Here is a 25116-nt window from a genome sequence, read left to right as displayed (position 1 = left end):
TTGGCATGCAAATTGCTAGAAATATCTTATCGCGTTTTCCGCGAATCTGAAATTTTAAACAACTTGTTTAATTTTAAACACTTTTTTGAAAATATAAAAGTTAACACCGCGCCGACGGGTGACAAATTTCGTCATCTGCCGGTTTGCGGCGGTTGCGATGCTGAAAGCCGGGCTATTAAGCCGTGCACTCAGTTGTTTTTGATAGTCATAAGGCAATTGAAGTACTTCAAAGTTACTTTAAACCACATAAATTAGGAAAAATGCTCATGAATAAGGTTTATAAAACCGTTTGGAACGAATCCAGCCAAAGCTGGGTGGCCGTATCTGAATTAGACAACACCAAAGGCAAGCGCAATGCGCGCAGCCAAACTGCTGCTGCATCAGCCTTCGGTGCCCTGCTGACCGGTATCAAAGCATCCGTAGCCGCCTTGCTGCTGGCCTTCCCTGTGGCCGGTTATGCATCGGTAGCTATCGGTTCGACCGCCAGTACATCAGGCACGGCCAGCGCACTAGCGCAGGATTCGATTGCGATTGGTACTAATGCAATAGCGGCGACTAGTTCTTTGCCGACTGATAACCTAACAGGAAATATTTCAATCGGCGCAAACGCCTATTCCAGCAATCAGAGTGTGGGTTATCAGCAAATCACTAACCGTGACGGCACTGCTGCACAATGGGTGACCATGCCTGAGCACAATCAGCCTAAGAATGATGATTCATCTACTACAAACGGCGTATCGCCATCGGCTGTTAGTATCGGTCAAAACAGCATTGCCCGTGCAGGCGGCACCGCTGTCGGTTACAATAATATTGCCGGTATGACAGGCAACAATTATGCTGCGTTTGCCTTCGGTAATGGTAATGAAGCCAGCGATGGTTATGCATTGGCAATGGGTATGGGCAATAAAGCTGCCGGCCCTTCGGCAGTTGCCATCGGCACCGGCACCGTTTCGTCAGGCAACACTGCAATTGCAATGGGCCGTCAAACAACTGCTTCCGGCGACTATTCAACCGCGCTCGGTAATGTCGCCAGCGCCACCGGCGCCAATGCTTTGGCTGTCGGCCACTCTTCACAAGCCAGCGGCACTCGTTCGATCGCCATCGGCTCATCAACCGCTACAGATGCTTATTTGGATACGGATACCGCGGCCACAGCCAGCGCAGCAGATGCCCTGGCCATTGGTACAGATACAACAGCAACGGCAGATAGTGCGACTGCCATCGGCAAAAGCGCTAAAAGCTTAACCGCAAGCTCGATTGCAATCGGCAAAGCGGCGCAGGTAAAAGCCGGCAGTGGCGCCGATCAAACAGGTACCAGCTCAATTGCCATCGGTGATCAGGCTGTGGTGGATAATGCCAGCAATGCCATTGCTGTGGGTAGCGGTGCTAAAACGATTGATACTCCGATAACTGCGCTCAATTTGGAGAGCGGAGCAATGGAAACGACACTTTACAAAGGTAATAACGGTATTGCTGTCGGCCAAAATGCACAAGCATCAATTGATGCGATTGCAATCGGTGAGAATGCCTATTCTCAACGGGTGACTGATGCGGCAACGATTGCTATCGGCCAAAATTCAAAAAGTTACGGCGGGGTAGCGATTGGGCAGAGTGCCCGAACGTTACAAGATTCGGCAACCAATCTGGCCAGCGCTTCGGTAGCCATCGGTCGTTATGCCACCACGGGAGAATATGGTGTGGCCATCGGCACCAGCGCGGCGGCCGGTGCAGAATTAGGGCCTTTGTCTCGCGATGAAGAGGGTATGCCGAATCGTGAAGCGACGGTGATTAATGGTGCGCGTTACACCACTGCCGTTGGTATTGCCTCGTCTGCTACAGCGGCCAATGCTTCTGCTTTGGGTGCCAATGCCAAAGCATCCGGCAGCTCTTCTTTGGCAGTGGGTGACACGGCTACCGCTTCGGGCGTTAATGCCGTTGCTATCGGTAAAAATGCGAAGGCTGTGGGCGAGCAGTCAATCAGTATCGGGTTTGGCAATAACGTGACCGGCAAAAATTCCGGTGCTATCGGCGACCCGACCACCATCAGTGGCGAAGGCTCTTACTCTCTGGGTAATGACAATAATATCGCTCAAAACAACACCTTTGTGGTGGGCAGCAATGTGACCACTACCCAAGCCAACAGCGTGGTGTTGGGCAATGCTTCGGCCGATCGCGCTGCGGCTGCCGTGAGTAGCGCAACGGTCAACGGCATCACTTACAGCGGCTTTGCCGGTCAAGGCAGTGCTGAAAACGGTGTGGTGAGCGTGGGCGATGCAGGCAAAGAGCGCCAAATCATTAATGTCGCCGCAGGTGAAATCAGCACAACCAGCACGGATGCCATCAACGGCAGCCAGTTGTATATGGTGTCCAACCAATTGGCTGAAGAGATTAAAAATATCAGCAGCAGCGGTGACGGCATTCATTACTACAGTGTAGATGACGAGAGTGTTCAAGGCGGCAACTATAATAATGATGGTGCCACAGGTAAAAATGCATTGGCGGCCGGCGTGAATGCGAAAGCGGCAGGAGAAGGCAGCGTTGCTGTCGGCAGCAGTGCAAATGCAGTCACTTCCGGTTCGATTGCCATCGGGCAAAGCGCCACGGCAGGCCGTGCTGATATGGACGACCCGCAAAATCCGAATAACCGCACGACCGTTGGCAAAATGAATAATATTGCTATTGGATACGGTGCGACTGCCGATGGCGGCCGCAATATTTCTATCGGTGAAAATGCTGCAAAGGGTACGGTAGATAACTGGAATATTCAAAACGTCAATATCGGTACTGAAGCGGGCGTAAACTCGAAAAAAGATTACAGTGTCGCCATCGGTTTTGAGGCGGGCAAATTGGATACCGCCACTCAAACCCTGCAAGCGGCAGTGACAGACGGCAATCGTGCGCCAAGTGTGTATATCGGTCGAGAAGCCGGTGAAAATACCGCTTCCTACGGTAATATCGCGTTGGGTTCAGGAGCCGGTCGCGGCATTACTGATACCCGTGCTAATGGCAATGTGATGATTGGTAACGGTGCCGGCGCCGGGCTGACTTCGAATGATGGAAGAAATGCCACATTCCCTGGCTTTGGATCCGGCGGAAATACGTTTGTCGGTTCGGGTGCCGGCCGCTATATATCAGGTGATAGTAACGTAGCCGTTGGTTCAATTGCTGGTGATGCAGCCAAAGGTGATAACAATGTTTATGTCGGTCATTTGGCAGGGCAGGAATCTACTTCTGATCGTTCTATTATTATGGGGCCGCAGAGTGGTTTACGCACAAATAATGATCGTAACGTATTGATCGGTAACTTTGCGAATGGCGGGGTAACAACTGCAACTCGTAATGTGGTTGCCGTCGGCTCAAGCGTTAAAGCGCTTGGCTATGAAAGCGTTGGTATTGGCTTTAATGCCAATGCCGGTGCGAATAATGCAACCGCTATCGGAAGATTTGCTCAAGCTTCAGGTGTGAGTGCGGTAGCAATTAGTACTGCTGCTGTAGCCGGCGGTGAAAATGCCATTGCTATGGGTAACGGTGCACAAGCCACAGCTGCCAATACGATTTCCATCGGCACCGGCAATGTGGTCAGCGGTGAAGGTTCAAGTGCGGTTGGTGATCCGTCTATCGTCAGCGGCAGCAACAGTTTCTCGGCCGGTAACAACAATGCCGTCGGCAGCAGCACCGATAATTCGTTTATCTTGGGCGGCCGTAACAACTTGGGCGGCGAAGCGGTTACCCGTGATGGCAACGGTGTGATTACCACTTCAGGCGGCATTCAAAATGAAGTAAATGCCTCCAATTCGGCGATTGTCGGCTATAACAACAGCGTACAGGACACCAATGTGTTCGTTATGGGCAACAATGTTACCGTTGCAAACGGCATGACCGGCGCAGTGGTGTTGGGCAATGATTCAACCGCTGATCAATATGTACAAACCACCGAGGCTACGGTAAACGGTATCGAATATGGCGGCTTTGCCGGCTCGGGTACTTTAACTGACGGCGCTATTGTGTCAGTTGGTGCGGCAGGCGCCGAACGCCAAATCAAAAATGTTGCCGCCGGCCAAATCAGCGCTGCCTCTACCGATGCGATTAACGGCAGCCAGTTGTATATGGTGTCCAACCAATTGGCTGAAGAAATCAAAAATATCAGCGGTGGCGATGCAGTTCATTACTACAGCGTAAACGGCAATAATGACCAAGACGGCAACTATAACAATGACGGTGCTACAGGCGAAAATGCTTTGGCTGCCGGTGTAAATGCCAAAGCTACCGGTTTGGGCGGTATTGCGGTCGGCAGCAATGTCAGTGCGGGCGATGCCAACTATGTTACTGCCATCGGCGCAGAAACAACAGTGGAAGGCCGCCAATCGACTGCGGTTGGTGCCTACACCAATATCACTAGAGAGGGCAGCAATGCATTGGGCAGCAATATCAATGTTTATGCTTCTCAATCAGTAGCGGTTGGTAATGGTGTGGTTGTTGGTGTGGATGGCAGTGCGCTGACTGAAATTACAGCGGTCGGCCGTCGTTCCCGCGCTACCGGTAATCAATCGACAGCATTAGGCGCAACATCTGCAGCAAGCGGCACCCGTTCGGTTGCAGTGGGTTATGGCGCTCAGGCTGCCGGTAATAACAGTATTGCAGCCGGCAATAATGCCAATGCTACCGGCAACAATGCCATCGCTATCGGTAATTCGGCCAATGCTACTTTCCGTGCAACCGCTATCGGTATGGAAAGTGTTGCCGGTACTAACTATGCAATTGCCATCGGTGACCAGGCGGCAGCCAATACTGCTACTGGTGATGTGGCGATTGGCCGAGGCTCGGTAACAACAGCCGTTACTTCGGTCAATGAAGCAACAGTAAACGATATCGCTTATAGTGGTTTTGCCGGTAATACACCAACCAGCGCATTCAGCGTAGGGGCGGCAGGTAGCGAGCGCCAGATTCAAAATGTTGCCGCCGGCCAAATCAGCGAAACGTCTACTGATGCGATTAACGGCAGCCAGTTGTATCTGGTGACCGACCGCTTGGGCAATGTGGCCAATTCGGTTGTGAATGTCTTGGGTGGTGATGCCGCTGTTGATAATCAAGGCAATATCACCATGGGCGGCGATACAGACGGCATCGGCGGCACCGGTGAAACCAATATCGACGATGCGATTGCCCATGTAAACCAAGGCTGGAACTTAACCGCCAACGGTGAAAGCAGCAGCAATGTTGCCCCGGGTGAAACGGTTGATTTGAACAACACCGACGGCAATATTACGCTGACAAAAACAGCAGATGCCGATGCGGTCACTTTCGGCTTGGCAAACAGCATCAGCGTAGGCGATGCCAACAACGGCAACCCGGTAACCATTAATGGGAATACAGGCACCATCGGCGGTTTGACCAACACCACTTTCGACCCGGATAATTTTACCAGCGGTCAGGCAGCTACCGAAGATCAACTGGCAAACGTTGCGAACAATCCGCTGACATTTGCCGGCGATACCGGAACGCAGTTTGAGCGCAAATTAGGCGAAACTGTGAATGTGAAGGGTAACAATACCGGCGCGTTGACAGACGGCAATATCGGCGTTGAAGCAGACGGAACTGATACACTGATTGTCAAACTGGCTCAAAATATCAATTTGGGTTCAGACGGCAGTGTAACAACCGGCAATACGGTATTAAACAATAACGGTCTGACCATTACCAACGGCCCGAGCATCACTTCAAGTGGTATTGATGCCGGTGGTAACAAGATTACCAATGTGGCCGCAGGTACCGATGGTACTGATGCAGTGAATGTCGACCAACTGAATGATGCAATCAAAAATGCCGGCGGTGGCTCGACCGTGGTTGAAGCCGGCAACAATACCACGGTTGAAAGCAACACAGAGGGCACAGTAACCACGTATACCGTTAACGCCGAGAAATCAACGGTTAGCGCAGGTTCAGATTCGTTGACGGTGACCCCGACCACGAATGAAGAAACCGGTGTGACGGATTACGCAGTCGATCTGGCCGACAACATCACCATCGGTGATAATGAAAACGCCGGCACCATTGTGGTGAAAGGCGAAGACGGTAAAGACGGCGTCAGCCTCAACGGTGCAGACGGCACTATCGGTCTGACCGGCCCTGCCGGTGCGGACGGCACCAGCGCCCAAGCCACCATCGGTGTGAAAAACGGTGCGCCGGGTCTGGACGGCAACGACGGTGAAAACGGCGAAAGCAAAACCCGTATCGTCTACACCAAACCGGACGGCAGCGAAGAAGAAGTTGCAACCTTAAACGACGGTTTGAACTTTGCCGGCAACCAAGGCGACACCATTGCCAAGAAACTGAACGACACCTTAACCGTTCGCGGTGCTTTGGCGAATAATGCCGAAGCCAGTGCAGCTAACCTGCGTGTAGACAGCGAAGGCGGCGAATTGGTTGTGAAGATGGCGAAAGACCTCACCGATCTGAACAGCGCGACCTTTGGCAACGAAGACGGCACGCAAACCGTTGTGAATAACAGCGGTGTTACCATCACGCCAACAGCAGAGAGCGGCAAAGCACCGGTAAGCCTGACTGAAAACGGCTTGAACAACGGCGGTAACAAAATCACCAATGTTGCGGAAGGTACCGAGGGAACCGATGCCGTTAACCTTGATCAGCTCAATAAAGCGATTATTGATGCCGGCGGTGGCTCGACCGTGGTTGAAGCCGGCAACAATACCACTGTTACAAGCAACACAGAGGGCACAGTAACCACGTATACCGTTAACGCCGAGAAATCAACGGTTAGCGCAGGTTCAGATTCGTTGACGGTGACCCCGACCACGAATGAAGAAACCGGTGTGACGGATTACGCAGTCGATCTGGCCGACAACATCACCATCGGTGATAATGAAAACGCCGGCACCATTGTGGTGAAAGGCGAAGACGGTAAAGACGGCGTCAGCCTCAACGGTGCAGACGGCACTATCGGTCTGACCGGCCCTGCCGGTGCGGACGGCACCAGCGCCCAAGCCACCATCGGTGTGAAAAACGGTGCGCCGGGTCTGGACGGCAACGACGGTGAAAACGGCGAAAGCAAAACCCGTATCGTCTACACCAAACCGGACGGCAGCGAAGAAGAAGTTGCAACCTTAAACGACGGTTTGAACTTTGCCGGCAACCAAGGCGACACCATTGCCAAGAAACTGAACGACACCTTAACCGTTCGCGGTGATTTGGATAATGATGCCGAAGCCAGTGCGGCTAACCTGCGTGTAGACAGTGAAGGTGGCGAATTGGTTGTGAAGATGGCGAAAGACCTCACCGATCTGAACAGCGCGACCTTTGGCAACGAAGACGGCACGCAAACCGTTGTGAATAACAGCGGCGTTACCATCACGCCAACAGCAGAGAGCGGCAAAGCACCGGTAAGCCTGACTGAAAACGGCTTGGCTAACGGCGGTAACAAAATTACCGGCGTGGCTAACGGTGATATTTCAGCCGACAGCACCGATGCGGTGAACGGCAGCCAGTTGTATGCGGTACAGCAACAAGTCGGGAAACACAGCTCGGTTGCAGCGGGGCAAAATATTACGGTTACTGAAGGCACCAATGCCAACGGCGGCGTAGAATATACCGTTGCAACGGCAAAAGAGGTAACGTTTGACAAAACGACTGTCGGCAATGTGGTTACCGATGCTGCTACCAATACCATCAGCGGCTTGGCAAACGGTGAAGTGAGCAGCACCAGCACTCAAGCGGTCAACGGCAGCCAGTTGTATACCACCAACCAAAACGTGGCAAGCAATACCGCTGCAATTAACAAAGGGCTGAATTTCAGCGCTGATAGCGGTGATGTCGTTAATCGTCAACTGGGCGATACTGTGGCAGTAACCGGTGATGCCAACATCAAAACCGCCACTACAGCTAACGGCGTTCAGGTAACTCTGAATAAAGATCTGGCTGTAGACAGTGTGAAAGCCGGGAATACCACAGTGAATAACAGCGGTGTTGCCATTGCCAACAGCGATCCGGCCAAAACTGTAAGCGTGACTGAAAACGGCCTGAACAACGGCGGCAATACCATCACCAATGTCGGCGCCGGTGTCAACGGCACGGATGCGGTAAACGTTAACCAGCTGAACGGCTTGGCCAACAACATCAACAACCGTATCGAAGGTGTTGAAAACAATGCCAATGCCGGTACGGCTGCTGCGATGGCTGTAGCAGGCTTGCCGCAGGCTTATCTGCCGGGCAAGAGCATGGTGGCGATTGCGGGCGGTGTGTATCGCGGTGAAAGCGGTTATGCACTGGGCTTCTCCAGCATTTCTGACGGCGGCAACTGGGTGATTAAAGGCACGGCTTCGGGCAATTCGCGCGGCCATTACGGTGCCACCGCAGGTGTAGGCTATCAGTGGTAATCAGGCTTTCAGACGGCCTGTATCAGTAGGCCGTCTGAAACATATACCACCTGAAACATATAAAGGAATAATTATGAAAGCAAATCAAATGATGAAAATCGGTTTATCCTTGCTGGCTGCCGCCCTGTTGGCTGCTTGTGCAACCAAGAGCAATGTCAAACCCGACGGCACCACCGACGAGCCGGTGTTTCCCGAGCCTTTTTCGGTAACGTTTAACAATGATCGCGGCACGTTCCCCACTGCTGATGAATTGGCGAATGTTAAAGCAGGCATGACTAAAGACGAGCTTTATAAGCTCATCGGCCGCCCGCATTATGATGAAGGTATGTTTAATGTGCGCGAATGGGATTATCTGTTTCACTTCCACACGCCCGGCCAAGGCACCAATGATGTGACCACTTGCCAATTCAAGGTAATTTACGACAAAGATAAGTTCACCCGCAGCTTTTTCTGGCGTGCGGTGGATCCTGCCGAAGCGGTATGCCCGCCCAGCTCGCCCAATGAGCAAACCCAACGCTTTACCATTGCTGCCGATGCGTTGTTTGCATTCGACAAGAGCGGTGCTGCCGATATGAATGCTGCCGGTAAAGCCAGGTTGGATGAGTTTGCCACTCAGGTTAAACGTTTTGACCGTTTGCGCGCCATCCGCATCGTCGGCCATACCGACCGTTTGGGCAGCGACACCTATAACCTGGCGTTGTCGCAGCGTCGTGCTGAAACCGTGCGCCAATATCTGATTCAACGCGGTGTGCCCGCCGGTGTGATGAGCGCCCAAGGCATGGGTGAGGCGCAGCCGGTGCAGGAATGCAGCAGCGATCTCGGCCGCACAGCACTGATCGCCTGCCTGCAACCCAACCGCCGTGTGGAAATCGAAGTAGACGGCTCGGGTGTATTGCAATAATCTGATTTGATTGGCGATTTAGGCCGTCTGAAAACCTTCTGCATGCAGAAGGTTTTTATTTTTGAGCCGGTATGGCGATAGCGCCGCAAATTACGGTAGGCAGCTGAGCATTCAAACCTTTTGTGCTGTCGTGCAATTCAAATCAATTGACGGCAGAAAGTGGTCGATGGGAATCAATGCACACGAGAAGCAGGCTTTGTGGGCTTTTTGCATTTCATCAATTTGCTTGCGGAGCCGAATATTTTCGGCGTGAAGCTTGAGATAAGCAGCGGCGTACTTGGGAACGCCAATTTTATGCCAACGGCTGATTGCTGCGGTAGTGATTGAAAATGTGCGCGACAAATCAGCCTGTGTCATTTCGGCAGCTTGTAATAAGTCGAGAAAAAGTTGGTTTTTATCTTGCATAATTATATTAAGTATAATAGTATAGTGTACTTAGTATAACATAGGCGTGCTATGAAAGCATTGAGTGTAAAACAGCCATGGGCGTTTTTGATCGGAGGCGGCGAAAAAACAATTGAGCTGCGTAGCTGGTCAACCGATTATCGCGGGCAAATATTGATTTGTTCGTCTAAGAGTGAAAAAGATGCTTGGGCGGTTGTTGATGGTCGATATCATCAATTGCCTGCCGGTGTGATGATGTGTGTGGCTGATTTGGTGGATGTTCGCCAAATAGAAGATACCGCAGACAATCAAGATGCGGCATTTGTTGACAGCATTGAGAGCGGTGTTTATGGCTGGTTTTTAGAAAATATCCGCCATTGTTGCCTAAAGCCCGTGAATGGTAAGCTAAGATTGTTTGATATTGACGAAAATGAAATTGAATTTGTTGGTGAAAATTATGATTTTTTTGCTGATGCTGTGCAATTTGCGACAGGAAAACAGCCGACAGAAAAAAGTATTGTTTTGAATTATGATTAAAGCCGGTAACGGTTTTTAATGGTGGCAGCCTATATGGCTGCTTTTTTTGTTTGTTTTGGAGGAATTGGTATGACTGGTAATTCTTAATAGCGTGGCACTTTAAATCACGTGAATTTGGGATAAGATAATCTATGAGATATAAAATCCTTCACGATTTTACCCCCACCCTAACCCTCCCGTTGGGACGGGAAGGGAACAGGGTGCTACAGTACCAACCGAATGCGGCAACACCAAACAAATACAGCCGGATAAAATTTGCTGTCCGGCAACCCGCCAGGCAGGTGATTATCTGGCTCGTATAAAAATACTGCGCCGCTATGCCTGCCTGTGTGCATGGATGATCTTTGCTCAGCTTTTTGTATTCAATTGATTTGAATTTAACGATAGTATTCTTGTGTTTTTTATGTTTATACAAACAGCAGTTTGCTATCAATCGGCTGCTCTTTTTTGGTATTTTCTTATTCCAAACACACGTTCAATATTATAGATTTGGTAATTTTAATGCTGAAAATTTTTTATTAATTTCTCTTTTAAAACAGTTGGTTTTATTTAAAAAAATCAGTGATTCAATTGCTGTTTTTATATTTCACGATATGTGCGGGCCGGGCATGGCTTGCGGGCTGTGCCGGGATGGCGTTATTCAGATGATTGTGGGTGTGGCAACAGGAGTTTTGCAAAGGCTTTCGAATGGGCAGAAAAGCAGATGGGTTTGCTGCCAATAATACCCATTCACAAAAGTAAGCTAACAAGGCGGCGAGCTGAAGACAGTACAAATAGTACGGCAAGGCGAGTCAACGCTGTTAGGTTATTTTTGTGAATGGGTATAAAAAGGGCACACGTTGATGTGTGCCCTTTATTGAAGATGCTGCTTGAGGCCGTCTGAAATGCTTAGTCGAAGATATCGCGCACTTTGTCAAAGAATGATTTTTGGCGCGGGGTTTGCGAGCGGTCGAGGCCGGTGGCGATTTTGTCGAATTCTTCCAACAGCTCTTTTTGACGCTCAGTCAGGTTAATCGGTGTTTCTACCACAACATGGCAGTATAAGTCGCCGATGGCGCTGGAACGCAGGGATTTGATGCCTTTGCCTTTGACGCGCATGCGGCGGCCGGTTTGGGTTTCTTTGGGAATATTCAGTTTGACTTTTCCATCAAGTGTGGGCACTTCGACTTCGCCGCCGAGTGCTGCGGTGGTGAAGCTGATGGGCAGCTCGCAATGCAAATCCAAGCCGTTGCGCTCAAAGGTTTTGTGCTCTTTAACGTGCACAATCACATACAGATCGCCGGCGGGTGCGCCGTGCTGGCCGGGCTCGCCTTCGCCGGAAAGGCGGATGCGTTGGCCGTCGTCGATGCCGGCGGGAATATTCACTTCAACTGTTTTACTGGTTTTGACACGGCCTTCGCCACGGCATTTGATGCAGGGGTCTTTGATTTCTTTGCCGCTGCCGTGGCAGGTGGGGCAGGTTTGCTGCATCTGGAAAATGGCCTGGCGCACGTGGATGGTGCCGGAGCCGTGGCAGGTGGAGCAGGTGCTGGCCGAGGTGCCGGGCTTGGCGCCGGAGCCGTGGCAGACATCGCATTCTTCGTAAGTGGGAATGGTGATGCGTTTTTTAATGCCTTTGGCGGCTTCTTCGAGGCTGATTTCTACGGCATATTGCAAATCGGCACCCTGATAGTTTTGCTGACGGCCGCCGCCTGCGGCACCGCCAAACATTTGGCTGAAAATATCGCCAAAATCAAAACCTTGTGCGCCGCTGAAGCCGCCGCCGAATCCGCCAAAACCACCTGCGCCCATATTGGGGTCGACACCGGCATGGCCGTATTGGTCGTAGGCAGCCTTTTTCTCTTTGTCGGAAAGAATGGCGTAGGCTTTTTGCACTTCTTTGAATTTGTCTTCGGCTTCTTTGTTGTCGGGATTGCGGTCGGGATGATATTTCATGGCCAGCTTGCGGTAGGCTTTTTTGATGTCGTCATCGCTGGCGCTGCGGGCCACGCCCAGGGTTTCGTAAAAGTCTTTGTTGCTCATAGTGGTATGTTGGAACGGATTATTAAAGTTGCCTGTAAAAGTGTGGGCGGCGGCGGAAAACTCAAGGGGCGGGCGCAGATTTATTGTGTGGGTTTCAGACGGCCTGGTAGTTGTGCCCATAAGCCGGCTGGCTGCTTTCAGCCGGCTGCTTTGTCGGTTTGCATGGTGGCGCGGCGGGTTTCAGACGGCCTGAATGCTTTATTATCATCATCGGGAAAGTTGACCCGGCTGTAAAAGCTGCCGTTGATTTGGGTAACGTTGATGTGATACATGCGGTAGGCATGAAATAAGTCGCGGTCGGGCGGGGTGGGGCGCACCCAGAAATCAGCCAGTTTGTCTTGAAAGGTGATGCCGGGGATATCATAGTGGGCGCGGCCGATTACTTTTACCGGCATATTGTGAATCAGTGCGGAAAGGCCGCTGGTGCTGTTGAGGGTTACCATGCCGATGCCGTGGCGCAGAAATACCGGCAGCGGCACATCGTGTACATAAAAAATGCGGCCTTTGAGCTTGGGGTGTTTTTTGATGAAGTGGCGGATGTCTTTTTGATAATCGATAAAACCGCGGTCCATTGGGTGGTGTTTGACAATCAGGTTGACGTCGGCCGGGGCGTGGGCGGCAAATGAAGTCAGCACGTGCAGCAGAAAGTTGCGCACAGATGAAAAATCGCTGTGCATCCGGATTTGGCTGTCGTTGAATACTTGCAGCGGCAGGATGAAAAATTTGCCGTATTTGCCGTTTTCGGTCTGTTTGGCGAAATGGCGGTCTTGGAAAACGTAATTGACCCGTTTGAGGCCCGAGAGTGTCCACAGTTTGACGTAGTGGCCGATATCGGTAATGCGGTGGTGGATATAGTTTGGGTAGCGGTTTCGGTGCAGATAGGTGGCCACGTAATAGCGGATGGCGTGTTTGGCCACTGGTAAGAAACCTGCCGGCACCGGCATCGGGTCGCGGTATTCTTGCTCGCTCAGGCGCGGATAGGCTTTGGTAAAAAAATAGGCATCGCGCGGCAACGGCGAATAAGCGTTAACGCCGCATTTTTCTAAAGTAATGAAGTAGGGGCGGAAATAGCCTTCTTCAAATGCCCAGCAGCTCACGTTGCCGAGCCGGTCGGCCAGCTTTTTGGCTGCCATATGGTAAGGACGGGTGTCGCCGAAGCAAACCATGGCTTGAATATGGTGTTCGGCAATAAAGGCGGCTAAAAACTCAGGGAAGTTTTGAAAGGTATCGGTATAGGTAAAAGTGTTCGGCCGGGTTTCGGGGTAATACAGGGTGTCGCCGGCATTGAAATTCAGCTTGAACACGACTTTGCCGCGCTGTTGCAGCCAGTCGGCCAAGTCGCTGAAAAAATGGCCGATCGGCCCTTGCAGCAGCAGGATACGGTTGGCTGTGTCGGCTAATTCTTGCAGATAGCTTTTAATGGGTTCGGTTTTGGCCATGGCGGGTTTGTTATCGTTTTTTTGCAGTAATGTGTAAATATAACATTTAAGATTGTTTGAACGACAAATACAGCTGCTTTATTTTGCCGGTTTGCTTGCTTAGCCAGCTGCGGTGTAGCGGATTGTTGTTTTTCAGCATCTTTTTTTGCTGCTTCAAAATGGTAATGGCGCTGGCTGCATCGACCATGCGCCTTGTGTCGGGGTGAATGTAACTCGGGTAATAGATGAGTGTGCCGGCAATTAGTTCCTGCAAGCTCAGCCGGCGGGTGCGGCGCGGGTGGGGCAGGTAATCGTGGGTGAGCCCCCAGCCGGCGTAAAAAGGCTGCCCATAGCAATGCACGTGTTTTCCGCGCAGCAGCGCTTCGAAGCCGGTCAGCGAAGTCATGGTGTGCACTTCGTCGGCCTGTTGCAGACAGGTGAGAATGTCACATTCTGAGGCCACTTGGTCGGCAAACTGCCGGCTTTGTGCGGCAGGGATATGGCCGGTGCGGTTGCCGCTCACCACGTCGGGGTGCGGTTTGTAAACAATGTAGGCATCTGGATTGAGCGTGCGCACTTTTTTGAGCAGGTCGAGATTTTTATTAATTTTTGGTGAGCCGTAGCGGATAGAGGCATCATCTTCAACCTGGCCGGGCACGAGTAGGATTTTTTGATCGGTGTCGGGCAGGCTCAGGCTGTTGCCGCCAACGTTGTATTTGGTGATGGCGGCTTCTGTGAGTGCAGTTTGCAAGGCTGAGGCCGTCCGAAGATCTTGCGCGGTAAAATGGTGGTGTTGCAGGATATGTTCTAAGCGGGAAGGGGTTTGTGCATTGAAATAAATGCCCATATCATCCACCACCAATGAGAGCGGCGGCACCAGGTTTGAGCCTAAACCCACCGAGCGGATAAAACCGTCTTCCATGCGCAGCAGCGGCAGTTTTTGCCGGTGGGCGAAATCAATCAGGGCATCGTTGCCGCGGCTCCAGACCAGCAGACGCGCATTTTTGGGCAGCCGTGCCGATTGCAGCTTTTTCAATGATGAAACAAAGTGCAGGCGGCATGAGGGCACATTGAAAAAAGGCCGCATCACCGCCCGCTTCCACAGCGACATGCCCACACAATATAAATCGCCACGCAGTTTTTCGTTTAACCGGCGGGCGGCGGCCAGATAATCAATAACATCAAACACCGTGCCCGGTTCGCCCGTGTTGGGGTTGATATAGCGGCTGTATTGCAGGTAGGCGGCGGCAAACAGCTGCGGCAGTGTGCGCGGTGCACGACGGCCTTGCTTGTGCCAATCTGCGGCTTGGGGGTGGCGGTCGTCGCTGACGCCCCAACCGGCATACCACGGCAAGCCGAATGTTGTCACGGGCTTGCCGCACATCAGTGCTTCAAAACCCATTTGCGAGGTAACGCAATAGACTTTGCTTACTTGTTGCAGCAGTGAAATCGGATTGATGTCTTCAGCCAGCAGGCGCAAATTTTCTGCTTGTGAGGAAAGCCGGGTAAGATAGCCGCGCTTTTTGCCGCTTAATACATCGGGGTGGGTTTTGACCCAAATTTCTGCATTGGGGTTTTCAGCTAAGGCCGTCTGAAACATTGTTTCAAACGAGGCCGCATCCGCCCCGCCATATTGCACCGCCATATCGCCAAACGTTTGATCGACAACCAATACAATGTCTTTTCCGGCTTCAGACGGCCTATATGAGTTATCGGGCGCATGATTGTATTTGGAAAGCTTGTCTGCCACGATTAAAGCCATGGCCCGTTCAGCTTCAGCCAGTTGTTCAGACGGCATCTTGTCTGCCGCCAATATCAACTGCTCCAAACGGGAAGGGCGGGTGGTATCGTAATAAATACCCAAATCATCATGCACCAAAGCAAACGGCGGCCAGCCCGCCACCCCCAAACCCAACGAGCGTAAAAAACCATCTTCCAGTGCAATATACGGCAACCCGTGCCGCTTGGCATAAGCACGGGCTTTTTGTGTGGAAGGGCGCAAACCCCAGCCGATAACCACTGCATCGTCGGGCGCCGAAGCACGTGCCTTTTGCAAATGATATTCCGGCAAAAAAGCGGCAAGGTGCGCAATACGCCAGATGCCGTTGGAGAAAATAAGGGCTGTGTTCACAAGTGGTTTGATTAACAGATAAATGGTAGACTATTTTAACATGCAATATTGTTTGGGTATGAGTAAATTCGATAAAAAAACAAAGGCCGTCTGAAATAGAAAAGTTTCAGACGGCCTTTGATAAGGATGCAATATTAAAGAAGCCTTTATTGATGATATCCGTCAGGGTTTTGGCTTTGCCAGCGCCATGCGTCTTCCATCATTTGATGCAGGTTTCGTTCGGCCCGCCAGCCTGTTTGTGCCGTTGTGTAAGCCGGGTCGGCAAAGCAGGTGGCAATGTCCCCCGGCCGGCGCGGGCGGATTTGATAGGGAATATGCAGCCCTGAAGCTTGTTCGAATGCGCGGATGATTTCCAATACCGAATAGCCGTTACCGGTGCCTAAGTTATAAGTGTGCACACCGGCTTGGTTACTTTTTGCCTGCATAGCTTTCAGATGGCCATTGGCCAAATCGACCACATGAATATAATCGCGTACCCCGGTGCCATCCGGTGTTGGATAGTCATCGCCGAACACCGACAGATAAGGCAGCTTGCCCGCAGCCACTTGGCAGACATACGGCAGCAGATTGTTGGGAATACCGTTTGGCTGTTCGCCGATCAGCCCGCTTTCATGAGCACCAACCGGATTGAAATAACGCAGTAGAATCACGCTCCAACGCGGGTCGGCTTTTTGAATATCGGCCAAAATACGCTCGACCATATATTTGGAGGTGCCATACGGATTGGTGGTGCCGCCGGTGGGCATGTCTTCCGTAATCGGTGTGCGCTCAGGATTGCCATACACAGTAGCTGATGAGCTGAACACAATATTGAAAACACCGGCGGCGGCCATTTCTTCGGCCAAAATCAGGCTGCCGACCACATTATTGTCGTAATATTTAACCGGCATCTGCGTGCTTTCACCAACGGCTTTTAAGCCGGCAAAATGCATCACCGTAGAAATTTCATGTTTGGAAAAAATTTCTTTTAAGATGCTACGGTCGCGGATATCACCTTGATAAAAAGGGATATTACATCCGGTAATTTGATGTAGGCGCGGCAGAATATTAGGTGAAGAGTTGCACAAATTATCCAAAATCACCACATCATAATCGGCCCGTATAAGCTCAATAACGGTGTGAGAGCCGATAAAGCCGGTGCCGCCGGTAACAAGAATGGTCATAATAAAATCGTATCCTAACAAAAGCCTTCATGGTGGTTGAAACGCAGGGTTGCAATTTACAAATTAATCATAGAGCGAATTTGTTGCAGTCGCTTTGAATATGCAATGAATCAATGGCCCTGATAAATTTGGCTACTACCTTGCTTTAGCAATCGAATGTTGAAACTGTATGCAGATTTTCCCCACCAAAAAATGTAGAAAAAATACAAAAGAAGTATTAAAGCAGGCTGAAGTAATATTTCAAATGAATATGAACTTATTTGCTTAACGTTTCTGCATATTGTTTGAGTAGAGCACTGAATTGCTCACCGGTTTCGGGATGCTTTAAGCCATAGGCAAGAGTTGCTTCCAAGTAGCCGATTTTGCTACCACAGTCATAGCGCTTACCATCAAAGGTGTGTGCCAATACAAACTCATGATCCAATAAACGGGCAATGCCGTCAGTAAGTTGGATTTCATTACCGGCTCCACGGGGCAGATCGGTAAGCAATTCGAAAATCCGAGGGGTGAGAATGTAGCGGCCCACCACTGCCAAATTCGAAGGTGCATTTTCAGGTTTTGGCTTTTCGATGATATTGGTGATACGGGTATAGTTACGCAGTTGTTCCGTTTCTACGATACCATAAGAGGCAGTATGAGCAGGATCAATCATTTCAACCCCCAATACGCTGTTGCCTGTTTGATTGTAGATATCCACCATCTGTTTCAAACCGCCTTGTGGTGCATCAATCAAATCATCGGCCAGAATTACTGCGAAGGGTTCGTTTCCTACGGCAGCTTGTGCACACAATACAGCATGCCCCAAGCCCAAGGCTTCAGCTTGGCGTATATAGATACAAGTAATTTCAGGCGGCAGAATATCCTGCACATGCTTGAGCAGCTTGTTTTTATTACGAAGAGCCAATTCAGTTTCTAGCTCATAAGCCTTATCGAAATGATCTTCAATGCTGCGCTTGCTGCGCCCTGTTACAAATACCATTTCTGTGCAACCGGCAGCAACAGCTTCTTCAACCGCGTATTGAATCAATGGCTTATCGACAATCGGCAGCATTTCTTTCGGATTAGCCTTGGTCGCTGGTAAAAAGCGGGTACCCATACCTGCTACGGGGAAGACAGCTTTTTTGATTTGTTTCATTTATTTTCCTTCGAGCTATTATTTCGGTAACTTAAAATTTAGATGTAATCAAGATTTAGTCAGCGTTGTTAAGTAGTTGAAAATTAATAAAGCTTAGTATTCAGTGATTGTTTATCAAACTTTTAATAATCATTGGATTTCAAGTTGACTAAATGATTTCACTACATCATCTACCGCTTTTACCCGAATCAGAAAATCTTCCAGCTTATCCAGCGGCAGGGCGCTGGGGCCGTCGCAACGGGCTTTATCCGGATTCGGATGCGCTTCCAAAAACAAACCTGCCAAACGCGTGGCCATACCCGCCAGCGCCAAATCCAATACCTGCTCACGGCGGCCGCCCGATGCCGATGCACCCGAAGCACGCTGTTGCAAAGAGTGGGTAACATCAAAGATAATCGGCAAATCGCCGCAGGTTTTCTTCATCACACCAAAACCGAGCATATCCACCACCAGATTATCGTAGCCAAAATTGGCACCGCGTTCGCACAAAATCAGCTGAGCATTACCCGCTTCTTTGAATTTTTCCACAATGTTAGCCATTTGCGATGGACTAAGAAATTGCGGTTTTTTAATATTGATCACGCGCCCGGTTTTTGCCATCGCTACCACCAAATCAGTTTGGCGCGCCAAAAACGCCGGTAATTGCAACACATCCACCACTTCAGCCACCGGCTCGCATTGGTAAGGCTCGTGCACATCAGTAATCACCGGCACGCCGAATTTCTCTTTCACCGCCGCAAAAATCTTCATGCCCTCTTCCAAACCCACACCGCGATAAGAGTGGATGGAAGAGCGGTTGGCCTTGTCGAACGACGCCTTGAATACATAAGGAATGCCTAGCTTATTGGTAACTTCTACATATTTTTCGCAGGCGTAGAGGGTAGAGTCGAGGTCTTCTAAGACGTTTAAGCCGCCGAAGAGGGTGAAGGGGGCATTGTTGGAAATGGTGAGGTTGTTCAGTTTCATCAGTATGTTCCGATTGATGTAGGTTGGCTGTTTACCAAGCTGAGGATGTGGTTTTCACATAATTGCAGATTCTCAGGGTCAATCATTATTTTTTCCGGCACAGGAAAGGGGCGGAGTGTGAGGCCGTCTGAAGGGATTTTCGGAATCTTGCCCTTGGCAAAACATGCAATCTGCCAGTTGCGCCAAGCCTCCCAATAAGCCAGGCGTGTTTCAGAAATACCATGGGCATCATAGCCGGTGTCAGGTGCCGTCATTAAAGAGTCTGGCCTATGTGCACCAAAAGTTAAAGGTTTTTTAATTTGCACTGATGCTTTTGCCCCAAATACCTGTTTCAGGCGCTCGGAAAATTCACTGTCGGCACCAGTGCGTACCCAATCCCATGCTCCCATTTTTGTCAATACAATTTCTTTGCGAAATAAGGGCGAAGCCGGGTTAAGTCGCATTAATGGATGCACGGGTCGGGCATAATATTCGCCGTTATCTTGAACTCGTAACCATTGAGAAGTGGTGTAAACCAGTGCAGGGTTTTGTAGTAACGGCTGTAGTTGATACTCAATTTTACGCGGATGCGCCCAATCGTCAGAGTCATGGCAGGTAACAAATATACCTCTGCTTAAGCGGATTCCCATATTTTTAGCTGCGAATGTACCGATATTCGCAGGCAGCTTGAGATAGCGTAGGCGCATATCTTGAACGGCCATTGTTTGAACGATTGCACCGGTATTATCATCGCTGGCATCGTCTACCACAATAATTTCAATATTGCGGTAAGTTTGCTGCAATAGAGAATCCAATGCATAACCGATACGCGCTGCACTGCGAAAAGCAGTAACCAAGATGGTAACTAACGGGCCATTATCTATTGCCCCTGTTGTATGACAGGCAAGATTGCAGGCGGCAAATGGTTTTCCGTTGTTTTTTAAGTGTATGGTGTCCAAGCCATAAGCTTCAGTAAATTGATTGGCATAATTGAGCTGCTTTTGCGGCGAACACTCTGTTGCATTAGCTGCCAGCAGGTAAAGCTCGGGTTTTTGCTGTATCCAGCGGCTGTGTAGTGCTACAGTTAAAACGGCCTGTGCTTCCGCCTTTCTACCCAAACGCAGCAATAAGGCAGCATAAAGTGCGGGCGGTTTTTTATCCACTTGCTCTAGGATTGCCAACGCCAATACCGGCGCAAACGGAGCCAGAGAATCTGCCAAGGCAATTTTTTGCTTGCGGCCGAACAAGCGTGTTTTCAGCAGTTTGAAAGTTATTCGACGCGCTTTTTTACGCTGCCCACAAGCTGCCAATGACACAATATATGCCAGCCAGTTTTTCCAATTGCGGCCTTGATAAGACAGTGCTGCTGCCGATTGATACATGCAGAGGCGATAGTAAGCATAGCCCAACCACGCAGATTCATGACCTGATTGGTGGGTATAAGCCGCAATCGGCAAAAATTTACCTTTGTGGATTTGTTGCTTGCGGTGCAATTGTCTGAATAAATACAGCAAAAAACGGTTCCTTGGTTGAAGGGCTAACATAGATAGGGAATGTATAATCAAACATTTAATCAGTTTTAAGACAAATTAAATGGGGCTCCTTCCAAATCTAATCTGTAGTTTTGTAGCGTTTTTAGGCATCAGAGCCGGATAAGTCACGGCTATATACCTTATCTAGCACATCTTGCAAATCATCGGTTACCCGATTGGCAACAATCACATCCGAAACAGCTTTAAATTCAGCCAAATCATTGACTACTTTAGAGTGGAAAAATTCCACTTCCTGTAATACCGGCTCATACACAATGACAGCAATGCCCTTGGCTTTTAAGCGTTTCATAATACCCTGTATGGAAGATGCACGGAAATTATCCGAGTCCGCTTTCATAATCAGGCGGTAGATGCCCACGGTTTTCGGATTACGCTTGAGAATATCTTCGGCGATAAAATCCTTGCGGGTGCGATTGGCCTCCACAATGGCATTGATTAAGTTTTGAGGCACATCTTGATAATTGGCCAACAGTTGCTTGGTGTCTTTCGGCAGACAATAGCCGCCGTAACCGAAACTCGGATTATTATAATGGCTGCCGATACGCGGATCCAAACAAACGCCGTCGATAATCTGCTTCGTATTTAAGCCATGGACAGAAGCATAAGTATCTAGTTCGTTGAAATAGGCCACGCGCATTGCCAAATATGTATTGGAAAACAGCTTGATGGCCTCCGCTTCCGTGTTATCTACGAGTAATACTTCCACGTCAGTTCTAAAGCACGCCGATTTCAGTAAGTCCGCAAACTGCTGACCCCGTGCCGAACGTTCGCCGACAATAATTCGGCTTGGATAAAGATTATCATATAGCGCCTTGCCTTCGCGCAGAAATTCAGGCGAGAAAATGATGTTTTTTGTACCTAGTTGCTGCTTTAAACGTTCGGTAAAGCCCACTGGTACGGTTGATTTTATTATCATCAGTGCATTTGGATTAACCGATAATACATCCCGTGCAACCGCTTCCACCGATTGGGTATTGAAATAGTTGCTTTGTGGGTCGTAATCTGTGGGTGTGGCGATAATCACAAAATCAGCATTTGCATAAGCCGATTGTTTATCCAATGTTGCCTGAAAATTTAAAGGCTTGTTTATCAAAAAATCTTCAATTTCCGCATCTACAATTGGAGATTGATGATTATTCAAGAGAGCAACTTTAGCAGCATCAATATCCAATGCAATGACTTGATTATGTTGTGCTAGCAGGATGGCATTAGAAAGGCCAACATAGCCTGTTCCAGTAATAGTAATTGTCATATTTTTACACTCATGAATAAGAAATATTCAAAATATATTATTTCAGCCAGCTAGTATTTATTTGAGAAAAACAGTCTCTAATAAAATTATCCTCTAGTAGCTCATTTGAAAACATATCTATTGTTTTCAATTTAATAGGTACGTAATTATTATTACGCCAATCCATTCTTAAATTTCCAAAATGCCTAGATATTATTTTATCACTATGATTTACCTTGTTTCCTATAACTTGATGAACTAATAGATGGCTATTTCGAGCGATTTTTTTGGGGTTAATAGAATACTTTGGTGCAATTACTGATTTATCTTTTTCATATAAATGGCTATAACAATGAAGCCTTGGTAGGTTAAAATACTCATCACAGCTTGCAACCTCTATAATTTGCCTACGTTTATAGGATAAAACGGGCTCATCAATAGCTGATAAAATAGATGGGATACTAGAATTGTCTTCATGAGCAGGGAGCTCATCTATGTCACCAATAATGGCACAGTTTGCTTGAAATAAAAATCGTGTTAAAGCATGTTCCCAAGCCTGATGTTGACCAAAGTCAGAGTCCCAAACTGATTTTGGGCCACCTGTAGGCCCAAATGGAATCGGCCATTTAATAACACAAACTTTTTTGAGGCCTTCAATTGATGATAATAAACCTTCTAGTTGAGAGGTGGTATAAGATATGCTATTGTTGTCATATAGCAAAATACTATCCACTTCATGAAACTTAACATGAAATCGAACCCAGTAGGAAATCCATTCTAATGGGTTGTCTTTTTGCTGTGTGACTAAAACATTATGATCTTTGAAAAAATCATAATGATTAGGTTGTATTTTACGAGTAAATATTTCATTTTCAAAGTGGATTTGAATTTCTTTTGCGTCCCGAATATCAGGAATGATAGTCTTGCCTATTCTATAATTATCAGTAAATTTAGCGAGATGAGTGTAATCTCTTCCGTTGATAAAAAGACCACCATTATTTTGTAAGATGGATTTTAAATTCATCAGTGGAGGGCCTAAAAGCTCAATTGACGTTTCTGTTCGATATATGTCGGAAAAAAGGGTAGAATAGTCAAATAGTTCTTTATAATTACTTTGCTGTTCTTCTTCTTTTCTTGGAGGGATTCTTAAAGTATTTAGCTGAGAATCCAATGTAATAGAGCTTAATTGAATATTAAGAAATTCCATTTTATATATTTCCTTTTTGTTGATTGCTTAGCTTAAATAAGTATTTCCGGCTTGCATTATCTTCTAGATCCTGGGGTGTATATTGATAGTCAACTTTATTTTGTCTTGCTAAAGAAGCATTAACTACTTTAAAGTGATTTTCTTTTTGTAAGCCAAGTTTTTTTATCGATGTATTTTCACCATGCAACACCCGATTGTAGCAAATTTTATTGATATGCTGAAATTCACCGACTTCACTCAATTTTAGATAAATGTCATAGTCAACGGCATTGGCAATATTCTCGTTAAAACCATCAGTCAGATGCCATGCTCGAGCAGAGAACATACGGAAGTGGTGCACAATCATAGCAGTGGTAAGTTTTTCGCGTGAAAATTCCGGCCAGTTGTAGCCGTTGGCAATCAGCGAGCCATCAGGGTTGACATTACGATTAGTGGTATAGACGCAAGCTAGTTTGCGGTTTTTCAGGAACTCAGTCAGGCAGAGTTCGACGGCATCGGGTTCGAGATAGTCATCTGAATCCAGTTGACCGATATAAAAGCCGTTGGCCATTTTGACGGCCGCATTAGAGGCGGTAGAAATACCGCCGTTAGCTTTGGTCATGATTTTCACACGCGGATGGTTGCCATAGCGTTGTTGGATAACCGCTAAGGTATTGTCGGTTGAGCCATCATCACAAATACATACCTCAAGGTCAGTGATGGTTTGGTTAAGAGCACTATCTACGCAACGCACAATGGAAGATGCGCAATTGTATGCAGGAATATAAATCGACACCAAAGGCACTGCATGAATAACATCGTGTTCCAATGGGATGGGCTTGCGGTAAAAATAAGGCACTTTTTCTTTTACGATATTGATGGTGATTTTTTTGCCTTCTGCACGATCGGTTTCGTTTTCTTTGCCGGGCGGTTCTTGATGATAGGCCATTCCCCCTTCTAATGCTTGAAAGAAGCAGCCTTTTTTAAACAGTCGATAACCAAACTCATTATCCTCACCGCCCCAGTGGGTAAATGCTTCATCAAACCAACCGGCTTTATCAAGCCATTTTTTTGCAAAGGCAACATTGCCTCCACTGAAATAACGGAATGGCGAATCGCACAGACGTAAGTTGTCGGTTTTGGCGAAATGTTCCAAGCGCCAATCAACAGAGGCTATGGGGGTTTGTGTGCTGGCGACTGTGTTGCTAGATCTAATTTCTGGCAAGTTGTTAACCAAATCTTTATCGGCTAGAAAGTCGGCTGCTTTGAGGCCATGGGTATCAACATATTTACGTGGTCCAATTAGTGCAACATCATCATTTTTAAGTAAGCGTTGCAGATAGGATTGCACCCAGACGGGATTCGGTGCCATGTCGCAATCCAGAATAGATACATAATCATATTTTGCAGTACGCAATCCTAAATTGCGTACTGCGCAGAGCTGATAGCCGTAATCGTGTTGACGGACATATTTGATATCTAAGCTATCTTCATATTTTCTTACAATATCAACTATTTGTTCTTTACTGCCATCATCAGCCACAATAACTTCAAATGGAAATTTAGTTTTTTGGTTCACTAAACAGGCTAAGGTAATATCTAAAATCCAACTGCGGTTGAATGTGGGCACAATCACTGATAATCCTGCGCTGAGGCTCTGTGAGTGATTTAGGTTATTCTTTCTACGTTGGTGCCAAACGTAATCGTTTGGTCCCTCCGGCAAAGGAGCCAACTGTAAGTCTTTCGGCCAATCGGCAGGAATCGGATTAACTTTTTTAGCTTCAACACTTTCTGATTTTTTGTGCGTGGCCTGCTTCCACGCTTGCAGCAAATTGTTTCTTTCGCCGTCTGAAAGTTGAATAGATTTTTGGTTATTTAATAAAATCTTGGTTGCTGGATCAAGGCTGGAGGGTACGTTTGCTAAAACTAGAGCGACTGCGGGTGCAGCACTAAAAGATGCATCTGCATCTTTTAGTGCTGCACGGCATTTTTGAATGTGTAAAGCAACTATTTTTTCTCCATATATTGCTGCAGCTTGCTCAAATAGGTCTAAGGCTGCTAGATAATTTTGATTTTCATACTGGGCAATGGCTTCGCTTAATATTTTTTTCATGATGTTC

At 48.3% G+C, this 25116-nt stretch carries 15 protein-coding genes and 1 pseudogene; 5 read left to right on the top strand and 11 right to left on the bottom strand.

All coding sequences use genetic code 11. The annotated features are described in order from the left end of the window. Window positions 1–266: 266 nt before the first annotated feature. From LVJ83_RS12690 to LVJ83_RS12680, 3 genes and pseudogenes are all read left to right on the top strand, one after another. Complete coding sequence (locus LVJ83_RS12690) at window positions 267–8390, top strand: YadA-like family protein (RefSeq protein WP_244785020.1); 8124 nt, start codon at window positions 267–269, stop codon at window positions 8388–8390. A gap of 73 nt (window positions 8391–8463) precedes the next feature. Next, window positions 8464–8904 (top strand): annotated as a pseudogene (locus tag LVJ83_RS12685) (outer membrane protein assembly factor BamE); the annotation flags it as partial. A 24-nt stretch (window positions 8905–8928) separates the two neighbouring features. Continuing rightward, window positions 8929–9291 carry an OmpA family protein gene (locus LVJ83_RS12680; RefSeq protein WP_280515239.1) on the top strand — a complete coding sequence of 121 codons (363 nt, stop codon included), beginning with the start codon at window positions 8929–8931 and terminating at the stop codon, window positions 9289–9291. Between the two features lie 111 nt (window positions 9292–9402). Here LVJ83_RS12680 and LVJ83_RS12675 read toward each other — a convergent pair whose 3' ends face one another. Continuing rightward, complete coding sequence (locus LVJ83_RS12675) at window positions 9403–9696, bottom strand: hypothetical protein (RefSeq protein ID WP_244785019.1); 294 nt, start codon at window positions 9694–9696, stop codon at window positions 9403–9405. Between the two features lie 51 nt (window positions 9697–9747). On the opposite strand from LVJ83_RS12675, the gene LVJ83_RS12670 reads away from it, so the two are divergent. Both LVJ83_RS12670 and LVJ83_RS12665 read left to right on the top strand, forming a co-directional pair. After that, window positions 9748–10212 carry an ASCH domain-containing protein gene (locus LVJ83_RS12670; protein ID WP_244785018.1) on the top strand — a complete coding sequence of 155 codons (465 nt, stop codon included), beginning with the start codon at window positions 9748–9750 and terminating at the stop codon, window positions 10210–10212. 344 nt (window positions 10213–10556) lie between these two features. Then, the gene (locus LVJ83_RS12665) at window positions 10557–10934 is read left to right on the top strand and encodes a hypothetical protein (protein WP_244785017.1); all 378 of its coding nucleotides are present in this window, start codon (window positions 10557–10559) and stop codon (window positions 10932–10934) included. Between the two features lie 166 nt (window positions 10935–11100). On the opposite strand, the gene dnaJ is transcribed toward LVJ83_RS12665, so the two are convergent. From dnaJ to LVJ83_RS12615, 10 genes are all read right to left on the bottom strand, one after another. Then, window positions 11101–12234, bottom strand: coding sequence for a molecular chaperone DnaJ (dnaJ, locus tag LVJ83_RS12660; protein WP_244787785.1), 1134 nt, complete (start codon window positions 12232–12234; stop codon window positions 11101–11103). Between the two features lie 137 nt (window positions 12235–12371). Further along, complete coding sequence (locus LVJ83_RS12655) at window positions 12372–13673, bottom strand: capsule biosynthesis protein (RefSeq protein ID WP_244785016.1); 1302 nt, start codon at window positions 13671–13673, stop codon at window positions 12372–12374. A gap of 46 nt (window positions 13674–13719) precedes the next feature. Next, window positions 13720–15783: a capsular polysaccharide biosynthesis protein gene (locus LVJ83_RS12650; protein WP_425316008.1), complete on the bottom strand. Its 2064-nt coding sequence runs from the start codon at window positions 15781–15783 to the stop codon at window positions 13720–13722. Window positions 15784–15929: 146 nt separating this feature from the next. Continuing rightward, window positions 15930–16946: a UDP-glucose 4-epimerase GalE gene (galE, locus tag LVJ83_RS12645; RefSeq protein ID WP_244785015.1), complete on the bottom strand. Its 1017-nt coding sequence runs from the start codon at window positions 16944–16946 to the stop codon at window positions 15930–15932. 256 nt (window positions 16947–17202) lie between these two features. Beyond that, entirely contained in the window at window positions 17203–18081 is an 879-nt protein-coding gene (gene galU / locus LVJ83_RS12640; protein WP_244785014.1) for a UTP--glucose-1-phosphate uridylyltransferase GalU, read from the bottom strand. A 129-nt stretch (window positions 18082–18210) separates the two neighbouring features. After that, window positions 18211–19047, bottom strand: coding sequence for a 3-deoxy-8-phosphooctulonate synthase (gene kdsA / locus LVJ83_RS12635; RefSeq protein ID WP_425316007.1), 837 nt, complete (start codon window positions 19045–19047; stop codon window positions 18211–18213). After that, window positions 19047–20540, bottom strand: a complete 1494-nt coding sequence (locus tag LVJ83_RS12630) for a glycosyltransferase family 2 protein (protein WP_244785013.1) — start codon at window positions 20538–20540, stop codon at window positions 19047–19049. The genes kdsA and LVJ83_RS12630 overlap by 1 nt, the downstream gene beginning before the upstream one ends. A 121-nt stretch (window positions 20541–20661) precedes the next feature. After that, on the bottom strand, window positions 20662–21831 hold the full coding sequence (locus tag LVJ83_RS12625; protein ID WP_244785012.1) for a nucleotide sugar dehydrogenase: 1170 nt from the start codon (window positions 21829–21831) through the stop codon (window positions 20662–20664). A 37-nt stretch (window positions 21832–21868) separates the two neighbouring features. Further along, on the bottom strand, window positions 21869–23017 hold the full coding sequence (locus LVJ83_RS12620; protein WP_244785011.1) for a hypothetical protein: 1149 nt from the start codon (window positions 23015–23017) through the stop codon (window positions 21869–21871). Window position 23018: 1 nt separating this feature from the next. Further along, window positions 23019–25109, bottom strand: coding sequence for a glycosyltransferase (locus LVJ83_RS12615; RefSeq protein WP_244785010.1), 2091 nt, complete (start codon window positions 25107–25109; stop codon window positions 23019–23021). Window positions 25110–25116 lie beyond the last annotated feature (7 nt).

Origin of the sequence: Uruburuella testudinis, from assembly GCF_022870865.1 — a bacterium.
Lineage (GTDB): Bacteria > Pseudomonadota > Gammaproteobacteria > Burkholderiales > Neisseriaceae > Neisseria > Neisseria testudinis.
Note: the sequence above shows the minus strand (reverse complement) of the source record. Positions and strands in the feature narration are given on the sequence as shown.